Here is a 15,066-nt window from a genome sequence, read left to right as displayed (position 1 = left end):
TCAGTCCCTCGTGCCGGCGAAGCGCGCCTGCCAGTCCTCCCGCTCCTCGTCGGTGATCTTGCGGAACAGGTTGTCGGGCACGGAGAAGGCATGGCCCGCGGGCAGAGCGGTCAGGGCCGCGGAGAGATTGTCGGGCCAGTCCGTGTCGAGCGTGTTCAGCGCCGAGAGCATCCGTGCCGAGGTCATCGGAATGAAGGGCGTCGACAGCACCGCGTAGACCCGGATCAGGTTCAGCGCGAAGCGGATCTGGCCGGCGGCCTTCGCCTCGTCCTCCTTGATCGTGGACCACGGCGCCGCGGACTGGAGGTATTCGTTGCCCCAGACCCAGAGCGCCCGAAGCGCGGTCGCGGCGCGGCGGATCTCCACCGCCTCCATGGCGGCCTCATAGGCGCGCAGCTTCGCCTCGAACTCGGCCAGCGCGTCGGCCTCGACAGGAATGTCCTCGCCGCCCTCGGGAAGGGTGTCGCCGAATTTCGAGCGGCAGAACTTCGTCACCCGGCTGACGAAATTGCCCAGCACGTCGGCGAGGTCCTTGTTCACGCCGGACTGGAAGCTCTCCCAGGTGAATTCGGCGTCCGAGGTCTCGGGGACATGGGACAGGAGCCACCAGCGCCAGTAATCGGCGGGCAGGAGCGCCAGGGCCTGGTCCATGAACACCCCGCGCCCGCGCGACGTGGAGAACTGGCCGCCGTCGTAGTTGAGGTAATTGAACGACTTGATGTAGTCGACGAGTTTCCACGGCTCGCCCGATCCGAGGATCGTGGCGGGAAAGCTGAGGGTGTGGAAGGGCACGTTGTCCTTGCCCATGAACTGCGTGTAGCGCACGTCCGCGGCCCCCTTGTCGGTGCGCCACCAGCGTTCCCAGTCGTCGCCCTTGCCCGTGTCCACCCATTCCTGCGCGCAGGCGATGTATTCGACGGGCGCGTCGAACCAGACGTAGAAGACCTTGCCCTCCATCCCGGGCCAGTCCTCGGTCCCGCGCTTCACCGGGATGCCCCAGTCGAGATCGCGGGTGATCCCCCGGTCCTGAAGCCCGTCGCCATCCGTCAGCCATTTCTTGGCGATGGAGGTGGTCAGCACCGGCCAGCCCTCGCGCGTGTCGATCCACTTCTCGAGCCGGTCGCGCATGGCGGACTGGCGCAGGTAGAGATGGGTCGTCTCGCGAAGTTCGAGTTCCGTGGAGCCCGAGATGGTCGAGCGCGGGTCGATCAGGTCCACCGGGTCGAGCTGTTTCGTGCAGTTGTCGCACTGGTCGCCGCGGGCGCTGTCGAAGCCGCAGTTGGGACAGGTGCCCTCGATGTACCGGTCGGGCAGGAAGCGGCCGTCGGCGGGCGAGTACATCTGTTTTTCCGTCACCTCGCGGATCAGGCCGTTGTCCGCCAGAACCCCCGCGAAATGCTGCGTGAGCCGGTGGTTCTGGGGCGAGGAGGACCGCCCGAAATGGTCGAACGAGAGCCCGAACCCCTCGGCGAGGTCGCGCTGGACGGCCCACATCTCGGCGCAGTACTCGGCCACGGGCTTTCCCGCCTTGGCGGCGGCGAGTTCGGCGGGCGTGCCGTGTTCGTCCGTGGCGCAAAGAAACAGCACCTCATGGCCGCGTGCGCGCAGGTAGCGCGCGTAGACATCCGCGGGCAGCTGGCTGCCCACGAGGTTCCCGAGGTGCTTGATCCCGTTGATATAGGGAATCGCGGAGGTGATCAGGTGGCGGGCCATGGTCGTCCTGTACTGCGTCGCCGTTTCTCTAGCGCCTCGGCCCATCGAGGGCCAGCCGGTCGCGGGCGCACGGAAGGGGTTGGCAAGGACATGCGGAATCGCTCCTTCTCCCGATTGCGTCGGCGACTGTCCCGGGACTAGGTTTCGTCCGGCAGACAAGAGGAGCGCGGGCGACCTTGGTCGAGACACTCAGGACCCGATCGGCGATGGCGGCCGGGGTCGGGCACGTCCTGGCGCGATCCCATTGCGGAGCCTGCCTGTCCTATCATGCCGTCTGGCCCTACCTGCGGCTGCTCGACCCGCCCCGCGGCGTCGACGCGGACCGGCCCGTCCTCGAGGCAGTTCTCGATCCGCTGCTCTTCGACGGCGCCCGGGTCCTGCTGGCCGGAAGCGCGGATGCCGGGCTTGCGGATTGCGTGCTGGAGATCGCCGGGGAGAGGGCGATCGCCCTCACGGTGATGGACCTATGCGCGACGCCCCTCCTGCAGTGCGAAACGCTGCTGCACGGGCGGGCCCGGGGCGGCCTGACCACGCGCCGCGGGTCGATCTGCGTCGCGCCCGAAGCGCCCGATGCCGATCTGATCGTGGCCCATTCCGTGCTCTCCTTCCTTCCGGCCTCCGACCTCGCCGCGGCGGGGGCGGCGCTGGGCGAGAGCCTGTTGCCGGGCGGGCGTCTCGTCCTGACGACGGGACTCGGACGCGCGGCACCGTCCTTCGACGCCGATACCTTCGGCCGTCATTCCCTCTCACGCTTCGCGGCGGCGTCGATCGCGCTTCCGGAGAGCGAGGCGGCGTTCGGCGTTCTTCTTGACGACTACGCGCGGCAACGGTCGCGCCGCGCCAGCCCCTTTCCGGACCGCGAGGGGCTGTGCCGGTGGCTCGCGGAGGCGGGGCTCGAGCTGGAGACGATGCGGGATCTCCGGCGGGGCAGCGGCTTCGGCCGGGACGGGGCACCCGTGAGCCGGGACGGGTCGGGGGCGCTCGTCGTGGCGCGGAAGGGCCGGACCGGGTGATCCGTTACATCTGCCGGGCCTGGCACCGATACACGATGGACCGCTTCCTGACGACGCTGCCTCCGGACAAGCGCGGGATGCTGCAGATCCTCACCTACGAGGAGCTGTTCGCGACGCGGGAGCTTTCCCCGTCGCACATGATCTTCACCGATTTCGACAGGCTGTCGCCGTTCGAGCTCGAGATCGCCGCCTCCGTCGCCCAGTCGCTGCACGAGACGCATCCCGACGCCCGGGTCCTCAATCATCCCGCCCGCTTCCTGCAGCGCCACGAGCTGCTCGAGTTGCTCTGGAGCAGGGGCCTGAACCCGTTCCGCTCCGCGCGGCTGGACCTGCCGCTTCCCGAACTCAGGTTTCCCGTCTTCCTGCGACGCGAGGGCGACGCGCGGGGGCCCGAGACGGGGCTCCTGCAGACCCCCGACGAGCTCCACGCGAGCATTGCGGGGCTGCGGGACCGGGGCATCCCCCTCCGCGGCAGGCTCGCGGTGGAATACTGCGACTGCCGCGACGCTGAGGGTCTCTACCGCAAGTACGGGGCGTTCCGGGTCGGCGCGCAGATCCTCCCGCAGCACATCCAGATCTCGCGGGACTGGATCGTGAAGAGCCGGTTCAAGCAGGTGACGCCGGCGCATGTCGCGGAGGAGGAGGCCTATGTCCGCGACAACCCGCACCGGGAGGCGCTCCTCGGCATCATGGACCTGGGCGGGGCGGATTTCGGGCGGATCGACTATGCGGTGCTCGGCGGGCGGATCGTCGTCTTCGAGATCAATTCCAACCCGTCCTTTCCCGGCCCCGACCGTCAGGACGCGCGCCAGGATCGCCGGTCCATCGTCCGCGGCCGGCTGATCGACGCGCTGTCCGCGGTCGACACCCCGCTGGCGAAGGACAACCCGATAGAGATCCGCCTTCCGAGGCGCTTCAGCCATGACCTGTGCCCGCCGGCGCCGTTCCAGGACATCGGTCGCGCGCTCTGGGGGTATCCGCTGGCCAGGCGCGTCGCGGAGCGCGTGGCCCGCGTCATGAAAGCCAGAGAAAGTAAAGGTCGCTGAGCAGGGTCAGGGGGCGCCAGAGGCCGGGCGCCTCGCCGGCCAGGAAGCCGGCGAAAGCGGCGAACCCGAGGCCGGCCGGCAGAAGCCACCGACGCCGGAGGGGGGTGAACAGGCTGTAGGCGGCGATCGCATAGGCGGCCGAGGCGAGGGGCGGGCCGACGAGCCAGATCGCGGCGAGATAGGCGCCATAGACCAGCGCCCGGTGCGGCAGGCCCGACCCCGTCAGCCGTCGCTGGCGCCGGACCGTCGCCATGGCGGCAAGGGTCGCGACGAGCCCCACGGCCGCGGCCAGCAGGGGCATCGTGGCCGCCTGTCCCGGGAAGCGGGAGCCCATGGCCAGCGCCGCCAGAAAGAGGGCGATCAGAAAGACGAAGAAGGCGCGGTTGGCGGACGGGTCCGCCCCCTCCGGCCCGGCCGCCGCCCGCGACTCGCCGCGGCGCGCCCCGCGCCGTCCCGGACGCAGATGGGGAAGGACGGCAGCCGCGACCGTCAGCCCGAGGATGACAAGAACCATGGGCCGCCAGAGCGCCTCGACGCCCACGGTAAGCATCGTGCGCGACAGGGCGCCCTCGAGGATCGGTCCGATCACGAAGCCAAGCACGAAGGGCGCGCGCGGCCAGTTCAGCCGGGCGAGGGCGGTGCCCAGCAGCCCGAAGACGACGATCTGGACGAGCGTTTCGGCGCTGCCCGAGAGCGCGAGAGCCGCGACCGTCGCCGCCATCAGGGCGAAAGGGATGACCAGCGCCCGGTGCAGCGTCGCAAGATGGGTCACGAAGGGCGCGATGAGCAGGCAGAGCGGAAAGGCGAGCAGGTTTGCGATCAGGATCACCCAGCCGGCGGTCTCGATGATCCAGGGATCCCGTGCCGCCATGCCCGGCCCGACCTCGATCCCGATCAGGGCGAAGGCGCCGAGAAGGATGGCCATGCTCGTCGTCCCCGGAACCGCGAAGAGGAGCGTGGGCAGCATCGCCCCGCCCTCCTTGGAATTGTTGGCGGCCTCCGGCGCGATGACGCCCTCGACCGCGCCTTCTCCGAAGGGGATCCGGGAGCGGGTCGAGGCGCTGGCGTGGCCGTAGGCGAGCCACACCGCCACGCTCGCCCCGAGGCCCGGCACGAACCCCACGACGATGCCGAGCACGGCCGACCGCAGGGTGAGCCATCCGTTGCGGACCGTCTCCCTGCACCCGGCGAGGACGTCCGCCATCCGGACCCGCGGCCGCTCCGCGCGGGGCGTGCCGCCGCTGCGGGTGGCGATGTCCGATCCGTCCCCGCGCAGCATCTCCGGCACCACGAAGAGCCCGGCGACCACCGCGGCGATGTTCAGGCCGTCCCAGAGTTCGAGCGAGCCGAGCGTGAAGCGCCGGGCCGCGGTATGATCGTCCACGCCCACGGTCGCCGCAAGCAGACCCAGCGCGGCGACCACGAGCCCCAGCGCGAAGCTCCTGCCCGACAGCGCCGCAATGGCGACGAGGCCCGAAGCCGAGAGCGCCGCCACTTCGGCGGAGGTGAACTGCCGGGCGATGAGGCCGCCGAGCGGGGCCAGCGCGAGCAGGGCGATCGCGCCCAGGACGCCCCCCGCGAGCGAGGCCGCCAGGATCGCGCCGACGGCCTCGCCGCCACGGCCCTTCTGCATCATCGGCCAGCCGTCGATGACCGTCGCCGCCTCGGAACTGGAGGTCGGAAGGCCCATGAGAACCGCCGGAACGGACCCGGTGGTGTGGACGACCGCATGCATGGCGATGAGGAACACCGCTGCGGAGGCCGGTTCGAACCAGAGCGCGACGGGGAGGGCGATCAGCAGGCCGATGCGGCCGCTGATGCCGGGAATCAGCCCTCCGACCAGACCGAAGAGGAGCCCCGCCAGGAGCACCGGGCCGAATTCGATCGCGGGAAGGAATGCGTCGGGAATGCCAGCCATCGCGATGTGTTCGGGCGGCCGGACGCGCGGTGGTCGGGCCCGCTAGCCGCAGGTTCCTTCTGTGCTCTCGGCCAGCAGCCTGCCGCATCCGAGCAGCGCGTCCACCTCGTCCCGAAGGCCGTCGCCGAGGCTCGAGAGCCGGCCGAGGCGGGCGGCGATCGCGCCGGCCGGGGCGGGGTCGATGACCACGCCTTCTTCCGCGAAGGCCTTTTCCCTGAACCCCGCGTCGCCCACCACGGCCTCGAAGAGGGCCGTCCAGTGCGCCGCCACCTCGGGCGCCATGCCGGGCGGCCCGGCGAACGGGCGGCCGAGATCGGCCGCGGCATCTATGATGCCGACGGCCCACTCGAGACCGGGATCGCGCAGGTGATCGGCAAGGCGCGGGACCTCGGGCAGGCCCTCGGGCAGCGGATCGGAAGTCAGGCGGAACACGATCCGCCCGGCGCCCGATTCGACGATCGGCTGCACGGCCTCTATCGAGCCGATCTGGCAATCGACCTCGCCGGAGATCACCGCCATGTTCCGCGATCCGCCGGAGAAACCGGGCACCGGCCGGATCCGGCTGCCGCTCAGCGCATTCATCAGCATGGCCTCGACGAAGTGGCTGGACGTGACGGAATCCGCCGACTTGAGGACGATCCTGCGGCCTGCGAGAATCTCCTCCACCCCGTCGATGCTGCTCCCGGTTCCGAGGACGAGGACCCGGTGCCCGCGGGTCACGGAGCCGAAGAAGGTGAAGTCGGAGAAGCTGAAATCGAGCGTGTCGCGCTCCATCAACTGGGCATAGAAGAGGTTGTTGCGCGGAAAGCCTATGACCGTGCCGTCGGCGCGCCCGCGCCAGAGTTCCGAGGCGCCGATCTGGCCGCCGGCCCGGTCGTTGTTCTCGACCCTGAAGCGCGTGCGCGGCAGGAGCGGCTCCAGCGCGGAGATGAAGAGGCGCGAGCTGCGGTCGGTGCCCGACCCGGCCGCCGAGGGGATGATGGCGCGGACGGTCCGCCCTTCGAGGTAGGTCCGGGCCGCGTCGAGCGCCGCGGGCCCGGGGCCCGTCTGGCCCATGGCCTTGCCGCCCGGTGTCACCAGAGCGCCGCACGCCAAAGCCAAAAACTGCCGCCTGTCCATGAAACGCGCCTAGCATCAACCGACCCGGTCCTGCCAGAAAATTCCCGTTCCGCCTCGCACCGGGTGCGGCCTCGGCCCTGCCGGAAGCGCGGGCTAGGACTGAGGCGCCGCGTCCTCCGCGACGAGATGGAGCGGCAGCCACAGGCCGAGGCGGGCGAGCCCGCTGTGCAGCGCCACAGGGGAAGCGGCCAGCAGCCGCTCCGCGCTCATGGCGAGCGTCGGCAAGCCGCCTGTCTCGTCGCCCAGCTCCTGCGGCGCGCCCCGTGGCGTCAGCCGGACGAGGACCGGCGCGAGGTCGCCGGCCTCCGACAGCGCTCGCCACAGATCGAGGTTCGCGCCGAGACCGGGATCGGCGATCAGCGCGCCGTGTCCGCCCGACCCGTAGCGCTCGAGCACCGACCGCAGTTCCGCGGCGATCGTCCGGGCCGTCACCGGGTCGTCCGGCGCGGCAAGCCGCGCCCGGTGCAACGCGGCGATGCGGACCCCCGGATCGGACCCGTCGGCCGGCGGGGGCCGCCTGCAGCCGAGCCGCCGCAGGCGCTCCGCCACGGCGGCGGTCTCCCCTGCATCGCCTCCGGCGACGAGAACGGGCACCGGCGGCGCCAGGGGATCGCGCCGCAGCGGTTCCGGATGCCGCTCGACGCCATAGACCGCGAGCCGGCCCTCGTTTCCGGCGCGTCCGGCGGCCACCGCGTCCCGCAGGCGGGTATCGAGCCGGACCCGCCCCGACCGGATATCGCGGGAGAGCGTCCCGGCATCCGGAAGCGCCTCGGCGAAGGCCTCTTCCGGGCTCATCTTCTGCCAGCGCCGCGACTTCCACGAGGTCATGCGGCCTGCAGCCGGATCGCGCTCGACGGCGTCCGCGATCCGGGCGTTGGAAGCCTCGAACTCTGCCCGGTCGCGGAACGGCGCATGATAGAGAACGATCTCGTCGGTCCGGATGCCGCGGGCCTCGCCTGCGACATCCGCCTCGTGGGCGCCGCGTCCGATCTCCACGAGCCGGGCGGGGTTGAGGATCAGCTTCGACGGAAGCCCGTAGTAGAGGAGCGGCGGATCGAGGGGTGCCGGGTCGAGCTTGCGCGGCTCGGCAAGCTCGAGCACCGGATCGGCGCGCCAGACGAGGGCGTCGGGCCAGTCCATCGCCGCGACGTCCTCGCGCGAGCCCATCAGGTTGCGGCGGCCGCACCGGACGAGATCGACGTCGGCCGGGATGGCCGCGAGCGCCGCGCGCAGCGGTCGGTCCCCGGTCGTCATCCAGAACTCGTCGGCATCGGTCGGCAGCACCCAGTCGGCGCCGTGCCTGTCGCGGGCCAGCTCGGCCATCCGGGTGTGCCAGATCCCCTGCCGGTAGTCGGACGAGGGCTCGTGGAGCAGCGTCAGCGCGCCCGCCGCGGCGAAATCCTCGAGGATCTCCGTGGTCCCGTCGCTCGACCCGTTGTCCGTCGCGATGACGTGGTCGACACCCTGACCGAGATGCCAGGCGAGCGTGTCGAAGACGATGTCGACCTCGTCCCGCACGAGAAGCGTCATGACGATGCGCGGGCCGCTCATGCCGGGTCCTCCCGGTCGAGCACATAGACCTGCCGCGCGCCGTCCGAGAGCGAACTCACGACGATCCGGCGGCCGTCGTCGTCGGGCACCGGATGGAGGTCGCAGCGGAACATCCCGCGCGCCGGTTCGTGGTTCGGGAAGGTCGCGACGGGTGCGACGATCCCCGTCTCCAGATCGATCTCGCGGAGCGCGACGACCGGCTTGTAGGGCACGTCGTAGATCATCCGGGACGGCGCCGAGGGCAGGTGCCGAAGGTGCACGTTGCTGACGAACTCCGAAGGCGCGAGCCGTTCGCCTCCGGGCGGTTCGGTCACCTCGACATCGGGCTTGCGCGCGAGGTACCCGTCCCGCTGGTTCCAGAAGTAGAGATGTCCCGCGTCGTGCCACATCACATGGCTCGCGGCACGGGCGATGACCCGCGGCGCGCGTCCGTCCATCCCGCAGGTCAGCGACACCCCCATCAGTCCGGTCCAGGGTCCGTCCTCGCGGCGCCAGCGCAGCTTCACGGTGAAGCGGCGGCCGTCGGGCGCGATCTTGCAATGGTTGAACCAGTACAGGTAGCGCTGTTCGGCATGGTCGCGCCGTTCGTCGGGCGTGAGCACCCGGTTCAGCACCTCGACCCCCTCTGCGAGCGACAGCGTCAGCCGGCTCCGGCCGGTCCCGAGGTCGATCGACCAGATGCCGTCATCCGCGGGAGCCGCCTCCTCGAGGCCGGGGGCGCCTCCGCCGGCATAGCCGTAGCCGGGGCGCAGCCGGTCGAGCCGGCTGAAGTTCAGGCTGAGGGCCACCCGGCCGCCGGGAGCGATCGCGTAGACCGGACGGTCGAGGACGCGGGCTGCGTCGGAATCGCCGGCGGGGTCTGCGATCCGGGCGACGAAGCGGTCCCCCTCGCGATCGTTCCAGACCAGACTTTCGGTGTCCCCGTCACGCAGCCATTGCAGCATCGGCCCCTGCTGCCAGGACCAGGCCTGCGTCTCCGCGACGGGGCGAAAGCCGCCGGATTCGGCATCGATGACTCCGACCGCGACCTTGTCGTCGGGGGTCAGGGCGCGGGCCGGGGTGTCGCAGCGGACGGCCGCGATCCGCGCGGCAGCGGCGTCGAGGACGGGAATATCGTAATAGCTGTGGAAGTGCCCCGTCCCCGTGGCCGACCCGAAGGTGAGCTGGCGCAGGCGCCAGCCGGGTTCGGCCACGGCCGTCCCGGCGCCCGGGCCGGGCCCGCGCCGGCGACGGGCCACGCGCGCCGAGGCCCGGGCCTGCAGCTCGGCCAGATGGCTGTGCCAGAGCCGCGTCCGGTGCCAGGGACGGAGCGGGGCGAATAGGCCGAGATCGACGCGCGGCCCGCCGCCGTCCCGATACAGCATCGCCTGCAGAGCGTCGCTGTAGCGTTCCGCGGCGGCGGTCTGCAGGCCGCTGGCCCGCCGCCGGTCGAGCTCCGCCGGAAGCCCGGCATGCCACTTGAAATGCGCCACATGAACCGGAAACGACAGCCTGAAGGCCGGGTCCTTGATCCGCGGATCCCCGAGAAACGGCACAAGCTGCCGGATGTCGCCCGCCGCCAGGCGCGCGAGCCGCCGGGCCGGGCCGGCATCGGGGGACGGCCCAGGCGCCGCGGGGTCGGGCCCCTCGTGCGCGGCCAGCGCCTTCGCCCGGGCGACGGTCTCCGGCCGCTCGATCCCGTGTCCGCCAAGCCCGGGCAGCACCGCCGCGGAGCACAGCATGACCTTCACCGTCCCGCCGTGGTCCGCCAGCTCCGGACGACGGCTGACCTGGCACATCAGGTCGCCCTCCAGCGGGAACTGTTCGAACAGGCCCGGCGTCGCCGCAACCGGAGCCAGCCGGCCGTGCGGCGCCAGCCGGTCGATCATCGGCCCCTGCAGCACGTCCGCCGCCTCGGCCTCCATCGTGTCGATCACGGGGGACAGGCCGTCCGGATAGACGTGCAGCTCGTCGACATCGGCGCTCACGAGCCAGTCGCCGGCCCCCGTCCGCGCGCCTTGCAGCGCACGCCGCCGCTGCCACATCTCGCGGCTCGAATAGGGCCCGATCCAGATCGCGGGGTCGGCGCAGCCCCGGCCCGCAAGGCAGGCGCGCGCGGCGTCGAGCTCCGGCACGGAAGCCACCGGCGCGTTCAGGATCGCGTGGATATTGGCTGCCGGGATGCCGAGCCCGGTGTAATGGTCGAGAAAGTGGGGAAGAAGCGCGAGATCCCCGGTGACGCCGACGGCGGTCACGAGATGGACATTTCCCAGAGGCGCCGGGGCCGGCCCCGCGCGCCGGGCACGCGGGGTCTCGAAACGGTACCCCGCCAGGAAGGCGTGCTCTTCGGTCAGCGCCGCGACGCGGTCGCGGGCCTCCGCTGTCCAGTCCACGACATGCCGGGTCGGCCTGCTCTCGCGACTGACGATCGCCGCCGCCCGGCGAGCGGGGTCCGCGGCAGGATCCAGACCAAGGAACCCGAAGAGACGGGTGAACTCGCGCTCGGGATCGGCGACGAGGTCTTCGTGGCGCAGTTCGGCCCAGTCCCGGGGCGGCACCGCATCGCGGACGGTCTCGATCCCGCGGCAGAGCTGCGCGTAATCCTCGACCATCTCGGGCAGGACCTGCCGCGGGATGCGCCCGTCCCGGTCGGCGGCGAACAGCGCGGCGGCGTCCGTCGGCCCGCCTTCCGCGCGCGCGCGGATCCTCAGCCGGTCGTAGTGGCCCCCCTTGCGCAGGCTCATCGTGGCGATGTTGTCGTAGGGATTGCGGACCACGTTGACGATCGCGAGGCGGCGCGGCGCGAGACGCGCCCGAAGCCGCGCCACGAGATCGGGATCGGACAGCGCCCGGCGTGCCATCCAGTCGCCCTTCTTGTCGCCGAGAACGCGCGCCTCCCTCTTCGGTGGCCGGTCCGGCACGGCATAGGACTGCCCGTTCCAGACCTGTCCGCTGTCCCGGAAGGCCTCGGCATAGAGCCGGATCAGCGCCGCGATCTGCCGCGGAGAGAACCCCGCCTGGAAGAGGCCGAAGGCATCGAGTTCATGGGAGACGACCGCGGCGGGATGCGAGTCGAGGGCGGCCCCGACGAGCGAGTGTCCCGACCGCGGAAACCCGACGAAGAGCACCAGAGTGTCGGCCTTGCCCCAGCTGCCACGGGTCAGGGCCGCGCGCTCCGCAGAGATCGCGAGGTGCAGCAGATCCCGGCGCTCGTGCCGGTGCGACTCCTGGCCTTCGAACCGGGGCACGGCGTGCTGTCGTCCGGATTCCAGCGCCCGAAGGACGCGTCGCTGCACTGTCATGAACCTGCGTCGGTAGAGAAGGCTGTGGGGGGCGCTGGTAGTTGAAACCTCCCCGTGGCTCAAGAAGATACCTTCCGCGGCACGGGCGACAGGCGGGATCCCCGCACCGGACCGCGAGCGTCCGCGCTTGTCACGGCCACGGCGGGGGGACAGGAAGGGGCATGAGCTTTCGCAGTCACATGGACCTTGCCCTTGCCGAGGCGCGGGCCGCCGCTGCCCGGGGCGAGGTGCCCGTGGGGGCGGTGGTCTCGGCGCCCGGAGGCGCCGTCGTCGCGACGGCGGGCAACCGCACGCGGGAACGCGCCGATCCCACGGCGCATGCGGAAATCCTCGCGCTGCGCGAGGCCTGCCGCGCCGCCGGGTCCGAGCGGCTCCCGGGATACGCGCTGACGGTGACGCTGGAACCCTGTCCGATGTGCGCCGCCGCCATCGCCGCGGCGCGGATCGCCCGTCTCTACTATGGAGCCGAGGACCCGAAATCGGGCGGGGTGGCCCACGGGCCGCGCATCTTCGCCCATCCCCAGGCGCATCACGCGCCCGAGGTCTATGGCGGGATCGCGGCGGAGGAAGCGGAGGCCCTGCTGAGGGCCTTCTTCGCCGGGTTGCGCTGAGGCTGCCGGCCCTCCTGCCGTCCTAGCCTGACCGGCCGCCGCTGCCGGGCAGGGGGATGACGAGGCCCGAGAATTCCTCGGCGACCACCGAGCGCAGCACGTCGGCGAGCCGGCCGAGGCCGGTGCGCCCTCCCGAGGAGCGGCGCGCGAGGAGGCCGATGTCGCGCATCAGGCGCCCCCGGCGGAACGGGATCAGCCGGACGTCGTCGCCCTTGCCGGTGATCTCAGAGCGCGCGTAGAGGGCGGGCAGAAAGGTCACGCCCATGTTCATTGCCACCATCTGGCGCAGGGCGTCGAGACTGGTGCCCTCGTACTCGGGCAGGAGCCGCGCGCCCACCTCGTCGGCGAGCGCGCCGATCTGGCGGTGCAGCATGTAGGCGGGGTTCAGCGACAGGACGCCCTCGCCCGCGAGGTCGGCGTCGGTCACTTCGGCACGGTCGGCGAGGATGTGCTCGCGCGAGACGGCCAGGAACAGCGGTTCGCGGAACAGACGCTCCACCGCGACATCCGGAGCGGTGACCGGAAGCTGGGTGAGCACGAGGTCATGGACTCCGGTCCTCAACCCGTCGACGAGATCCCGCGGAGCGCCGTCCCGGATCACCAGCTTGAGTTCCGGATGGGCGGCGTGCAGCCGCCGGACGGCCTGGGGCAGGACGTAGGGACCGAGCGTGCCGGTGGAGCCGAGCCGCACCGTCCCGCCGAGGCCGGCGCGGAAACCGGCCCGGAGATCGGCCAGTCCCTCGGCCTCGTCGAGCAGGCGCTGCCCGCGGGCGAGGGCCTCCCGCCCCGCCGGGGTGAGCATCGCGCCGGCGCGTCCCCTTTCGACGAGAGTCACGCCGAGCGCCGATTCGAGGAGGGAGATCTGTTGGCTGAGGGAGGGCTGGCTGACCCCCTCGCGCTCTGCCGCGCGGCCGAAATGACCGGTTTCCGCGAGGGTCACGAAGTACCGGATCTGGCGCAGGGTGAGCGGGGGGACGGCCATGGAACCCACTATAGGTTTTTCCTATCGAAATGAAAGATCGGTTAGGCTTCTCCTTTGGCCCGGGACATCCCACCTATGGTGCGCAGGGGCAGGGGGGAGACCGAGACCATGCAACAGGACCCGTTCATCCAGTCGACCGAGGCGCGGCTCGCGGCACTGCGCCATCAGATGCGGTCTGCGGAGCGCACGACGCGGCTCGAGCAGTCCCGCGCGGTGCCCGACCTCGCCACGCTGCAGCAGCTGGCGGCCGACCGGCGTCATCTTTCGGAGGAGATCCAGCGCTACGAGGGAATCCTGCGCACCCTCGCGCGCACGGTCTCCCCGTTCGGAGCGCCGGGCCGGAGGGGCGGATGACCCCTTGGCTCTGGCTGCGCGCGTCGTCGGTGTTCCAGACCTCGAACCTCGGGGAATGGCTCGACGACGACGCCGTGGCGTCGCGGGCCCACGCCCGCCCGCCCCGGCAAACGGCCCCGGAGGCCGCCCGGAAGGGGGCGGGGTCCGGACAGGCCGAAGGCGCTCTGGCGCGCGGCGGAGGCTGACGCCGAGGCCGTCCCGAGATCCCGGGAAACGCAGGGTTGCCGCCATACCCACCCACCCACACGGTGATCCGGCGGATTTCGGGGAGCGGCCCCGGGGACCTGTCTCCGGGGCCGCCGTCTTTCGGGGCCGGCGCGAGAGAGGCCCCGCGCGGTCCAGGGCCGATCGGGCGCGGGGCGGGCCTGCAGGCTCCGCCGCGGGCGGAGGCTCGGGGCCTACTTGCGGATCTGGCTCATGGGGTTGCGGTAGATCATGCGCCGGACCGAACCGGTCTTCGAGCGCATCAGGATGGTCTCCGCTGTGATGTGCTCCGGCTCGCGCTTCAGCCCGGGAACGAGGCTGCCGTCGGTCACGCCGGTGGCCGAGAAGATCACGTCGCCGGTCACCATGTCGTCGCGGGTGTAGACGCGGTCGAGATTGGTGATCCCGGCCTTCTTCGCCCGGGCCTTCTCGTCATCGTTGCGGAAGAGAAGCTTGCCGTAGATCTGCCCGCCCATGCATTTCAGCGCCGCGGCGGCCAGCACGCCCTCCGGCGCGCCGCCCGAGCCCATGTACATGTCGATCCCCGTGACCTCGGGCTGGGCGCAGTGCATCACGCCCGCCACGTCGCCGTCGGTGATCAGCCGGATCGCGGCGCCGGTGGAGCGGATCTCGGCGATCATCTCCTCGTGGCGGGGCCGTTCGAGGACGCAGACGGTGATGTCGGTCACCGAGCAGCCCTTGGCCGCGGCAAGCGCCGAGACCCGCTCGGCGGGCGACATGGCCAGCGTCACCGTCCCGGGCTTGAAGCCGGGGCCGATGGCGAGCTTCTCCATGTAGACGTCGGGGGCGTGGAGCATCGTGCCGCGCGGGCCCATGGCGATCACCGCGAGGGCGTTGGGCATGTCCTTGGCGGTCAGCGTGGTGCCCTCGAGCGGGTCGAGGGCGATGTCGACCTCCGGCCCCTCGCCGGTGCCCACTTCCTCGCCGATGTAGAGCATGGGCGCCTCGTCGCGCTCGCCCTCGCCGATGACCACGACGCCGCGGATCTCGAGCTGGTTGAGCTGCCGGCGCATGGCGTCCACCGCCGCCTGGTCCGCGGCCTTCTCGTCTCCGCGGCCGATCAGATCGGTGCAGGCGATGGCGGCGGCCTCGGAAACCCGGGCGAGGCCCAGGGAGAGCATGCGGTCGTGGAACTCGGGCACCGGGTGGGTCATGGGCAGGGTCCTTTGTGCGGTATGCCCCGGTTCTTGGACCGTCACGATGACGGGAACAAGACTGGGGGCGCTAACGGGGCCATGCGGTTTCGCCGCGCG

General features: G+C 71.5%; 12 protein-coding genes. 5 read left to right on the top strand and 7 right to left on the bottom strand.

Going from position 1 to position 15,066, the window contains the following annotated elements:
- A complete protein-coding gene (metG, locus tag EAT49_RS03415; RefSeq protein WP_123640904.1) occupies window positions 1–1,713 on the bottom strand; it encodes a methionine--tRNA ligase in 1,713 nt (570 codons plus the stop codon).
- 206 nt (window positions 1,714–1,919) lie between these two features.
- Between metG and EAT49_RS03410 the strand changes: the two genes are divergently transcribed.
- On the top strand, window positions 1,920–2,726 hold the full coding sequence (locus EAT49_RS03410) for a hypothetical protein (RefSeq protein ID WP_123640903.1): 807 nt from the start codon (window positions 1,920–1,922) through the stop codon (window positions 2,724–2,726).
- Complete coding sequence (locus EAT49_RS03405) at window positions 2,723–3,772, top strand: ATP-grasp domain-containing protein (protein WP_123640902.1); 1,050 nt, start codon at window positions 2,723–2,725, stop codon at window positions 3,770–3,772. Before EAT49_RS03410 ends, EAT49_RS03405 begins: the two co-directional genes overlap by 4 nt.
- On the opposite strand, the gene EAT49_RS03400 is transcribed toward EAT49_RS03405, so the two are convergent.
- The 4 genes from EAT49_RS03400 to EAT49_RS03385 all read right to left on the bottom strand — a co-directional run bounded on the left by EAT49_RS03400 (window position 3,741) and on the right by EAT49_RS03385 (window position 11,587).
- On the bottom strand, window positions 3,741–5,690 hold the full coding sequence (locus tag EAT49_RS03400) for a tripartite tricarboxylate transporter permease (protein ID WP_123640901.1): 1,950 nt from the start codon (window positions 5,688–5,690) through the stop codon (window positions 3,741–3,743). The two genes, EAT49_RS03405 and EAT49_RS03400, sit on opposite strands and share 32 nt — an antisense overlap.
- Window positions 5,691–5,732: 42 nt before the next feature.
- On the bottom strand, window positions 5,733–6,746 hold the full coding sequence (locus EAT49_RS03395) for a tripartite tricarboxylate transporter substrate-binding protein (RefSeq protein WP_185020626.1): 1,014 nt from the start codon (window positions 6,744–6,746) through the stop codon (window positions 5,733–5,735).
- 156 nt (window positions 6,747–6,902) lie between these two features.
- The gene (locus EAT49_RS03390) at window positions 6,903–8,360 is read right to left on the bottom strand and encodes a glycosyltransferase family 2 protein (RefSeq protein ID WP_123640899.1); all 1,458 of its coding nucleotides are present in this window, start codon (window positions 8,358–8,360) and stop codon (window positions 6,903–6,905) included.
- Entirely contained in the window at window positions 8,357–11,587 is a 3,231-nt protein-coding gene (locus tag EAT49_RS03385) for a hypothetical protein (protein WP_185020625.1), read from the bottom strand. The genes EAT49_RS03390 and EAT49_RS03385 overlap by 4 nt, the downstream gene beginning before the upstream one ends.
- A gap of 215 nt (window positions 11,588–11,802) precedes the next feature.
- On the opposite strand from EAT49_RS03385, the gene EAT49_RS03380 reads away from it, so the two are divergent.
- A complete protein-coding gene (locus EAT49_RS03380) occupies window positions 11,803–12,252 on the top strand; it encodes a nucleoside deaminase (RefSeq protein ID WP_123640897.1) in 450 nt (149 codons plus the stop codon).
- 22 nt (window positions 12,253–12,274) lie between these two features.
- Here EAT49_RS03380 and EAT49_RS03375 read toward each other — a convergent pair whose 3' ends face one another.
- Complete coding sequence (locus EAT49_RS03375) at window positions 12,275–13,234, bottom strand: hydrogen peroxide-inducible genes activator (protein WP_123640896.1); 960 nt, start codon at window positions 13,232–13,234, stop codon at window positions 12,275–12,277.
- A gap of 108 nt (window positions 13,235–13,342) precedes the next feature.
- On the opposite strand from EAT49_RS03375, the gene EAT49_RS03370 reads away from it, so the two are divergent.
- Entirely contained in the window at window positions 13,343–13,588 is a 246-nt protein-coding gene (locus tag EAT49_RS03370; protein WP_123640895.1) for a hypothetical protein, read from the top strand.
- A complete protein-coding gene (locus tag EAT49_RS03365; protein WP_123640894.1) occupies window positions 13,585–13,773 on the top strand; it encodes a hypothetical protein in 189 nt (62 codons plus the stop codon). The genes EAT49_RS03370 and EAT49_RS03365 overlap by 4 nt, the downstream gene beginning before the upstream one ends.
- A 213-nt stretch (window positions 13,774–13,986) precedes the next feature.
- On the opposite strand, the gene glpX is transcribed toward EAT49_RS03365, so the two are convergent.
- A complete protein-coding gene (gene glpX / locus EAT49_RS03360; RefSeq protein WP_123640893.1) occupies window positions 13,987–14,967 on the bottom strand; it encodes a class II fructose-bisphosphatase in 981 nt (326 codons plus the stop codon).
- Window positions 14,968–15,066 lie beyond the last annotated feature (99 nt).

Origin of the sequence: Histidinibacterium lentulum, from assembly GCF_003789055.1 — a bacterium.
GTDB lineage: Bacteria > Pseudomonadota > Alphaproteobacteria > Rhodobacterales > Rhodobacteraceae > Oceanicola > Oceanicola lentulus.
Note: the sequence above shows the minus strand (reverse complement) of the source record. Positions and strands in the feature narration are given on the sequence as shown.

Bases quoted from the DNA above. Each gene is read 5' to 3' on its own strand.
- EAT49_RS03370 (WP_123640895.1), top strand. From the start codon at position 13,343: ATGCAACAGGACCCGTTCATCCAGTCGACCGAGGCGCGGCTCGCGGCA.
- EAT49_RS03395 (WP_185020626.1), bottom strand. From the start codon at position 6,746: ATGGGCCAGACGGGCCCCGGGCCCGCGGCGCTCGACGCGGCCCGGACC.
- EAT49_RS03410 (WP_123640903.1), top strand. From the start codon at position 1,920: ATGGCGGCCGGGGTCGGGCACGTCCTGGCGCGATCCCATTGCGGAGCC.
- glpX (WP_123640893.1), bottom strand. From the start codon at position 14,967: ATGACCCACCCGGTGCCCGAGTTCCACGACCGCATGCTCTCCCTGGGC.
- metG (WP_123640904.1), bottom strand. From the start codon at position 1,713: ATGGCCCGCCACCTGATCACCTCCGCGATTCCCTATATCAACGGGATC.
- EAT49_RS03390 (WP_123640899.1), bottom strand. From the start codon at position 8,360: ATGAGCGGCCCGCGCATCGTCATGACGCTTCTCGTGCGGGACGAGGTC.
- EAT49_RS03380 (WP_123640897.1), top strand. From the start codon at position 11,803: ATGAGCTTTCGCAGTCACATGGACCTTGCCCTTGCCGAGGCGCGGGCC.
- EAT49_RS03375 (WP_123640896.1), bottom strand. From the start codon at position 13,234: ATGGCCGTCCCCCCGCTCACCCTGCGCCAGATCCGGTACTTCGTGACC.
- EAT49_RS03400 (WP_123640901.1), bottom strand. From the start codon at position 5,690: ATGGCTGGCATTCCCGACGCATTCCTTCCCGCGATCGAATTCGGCCCG.
- EAT49_RS03365 (WP_123640894.1), top strand. From the start codon at position 13,585: ATGACCCCTTGGCTCTGGCTGCGCGCGTCGTCGGTGTTCCAGACCTCG.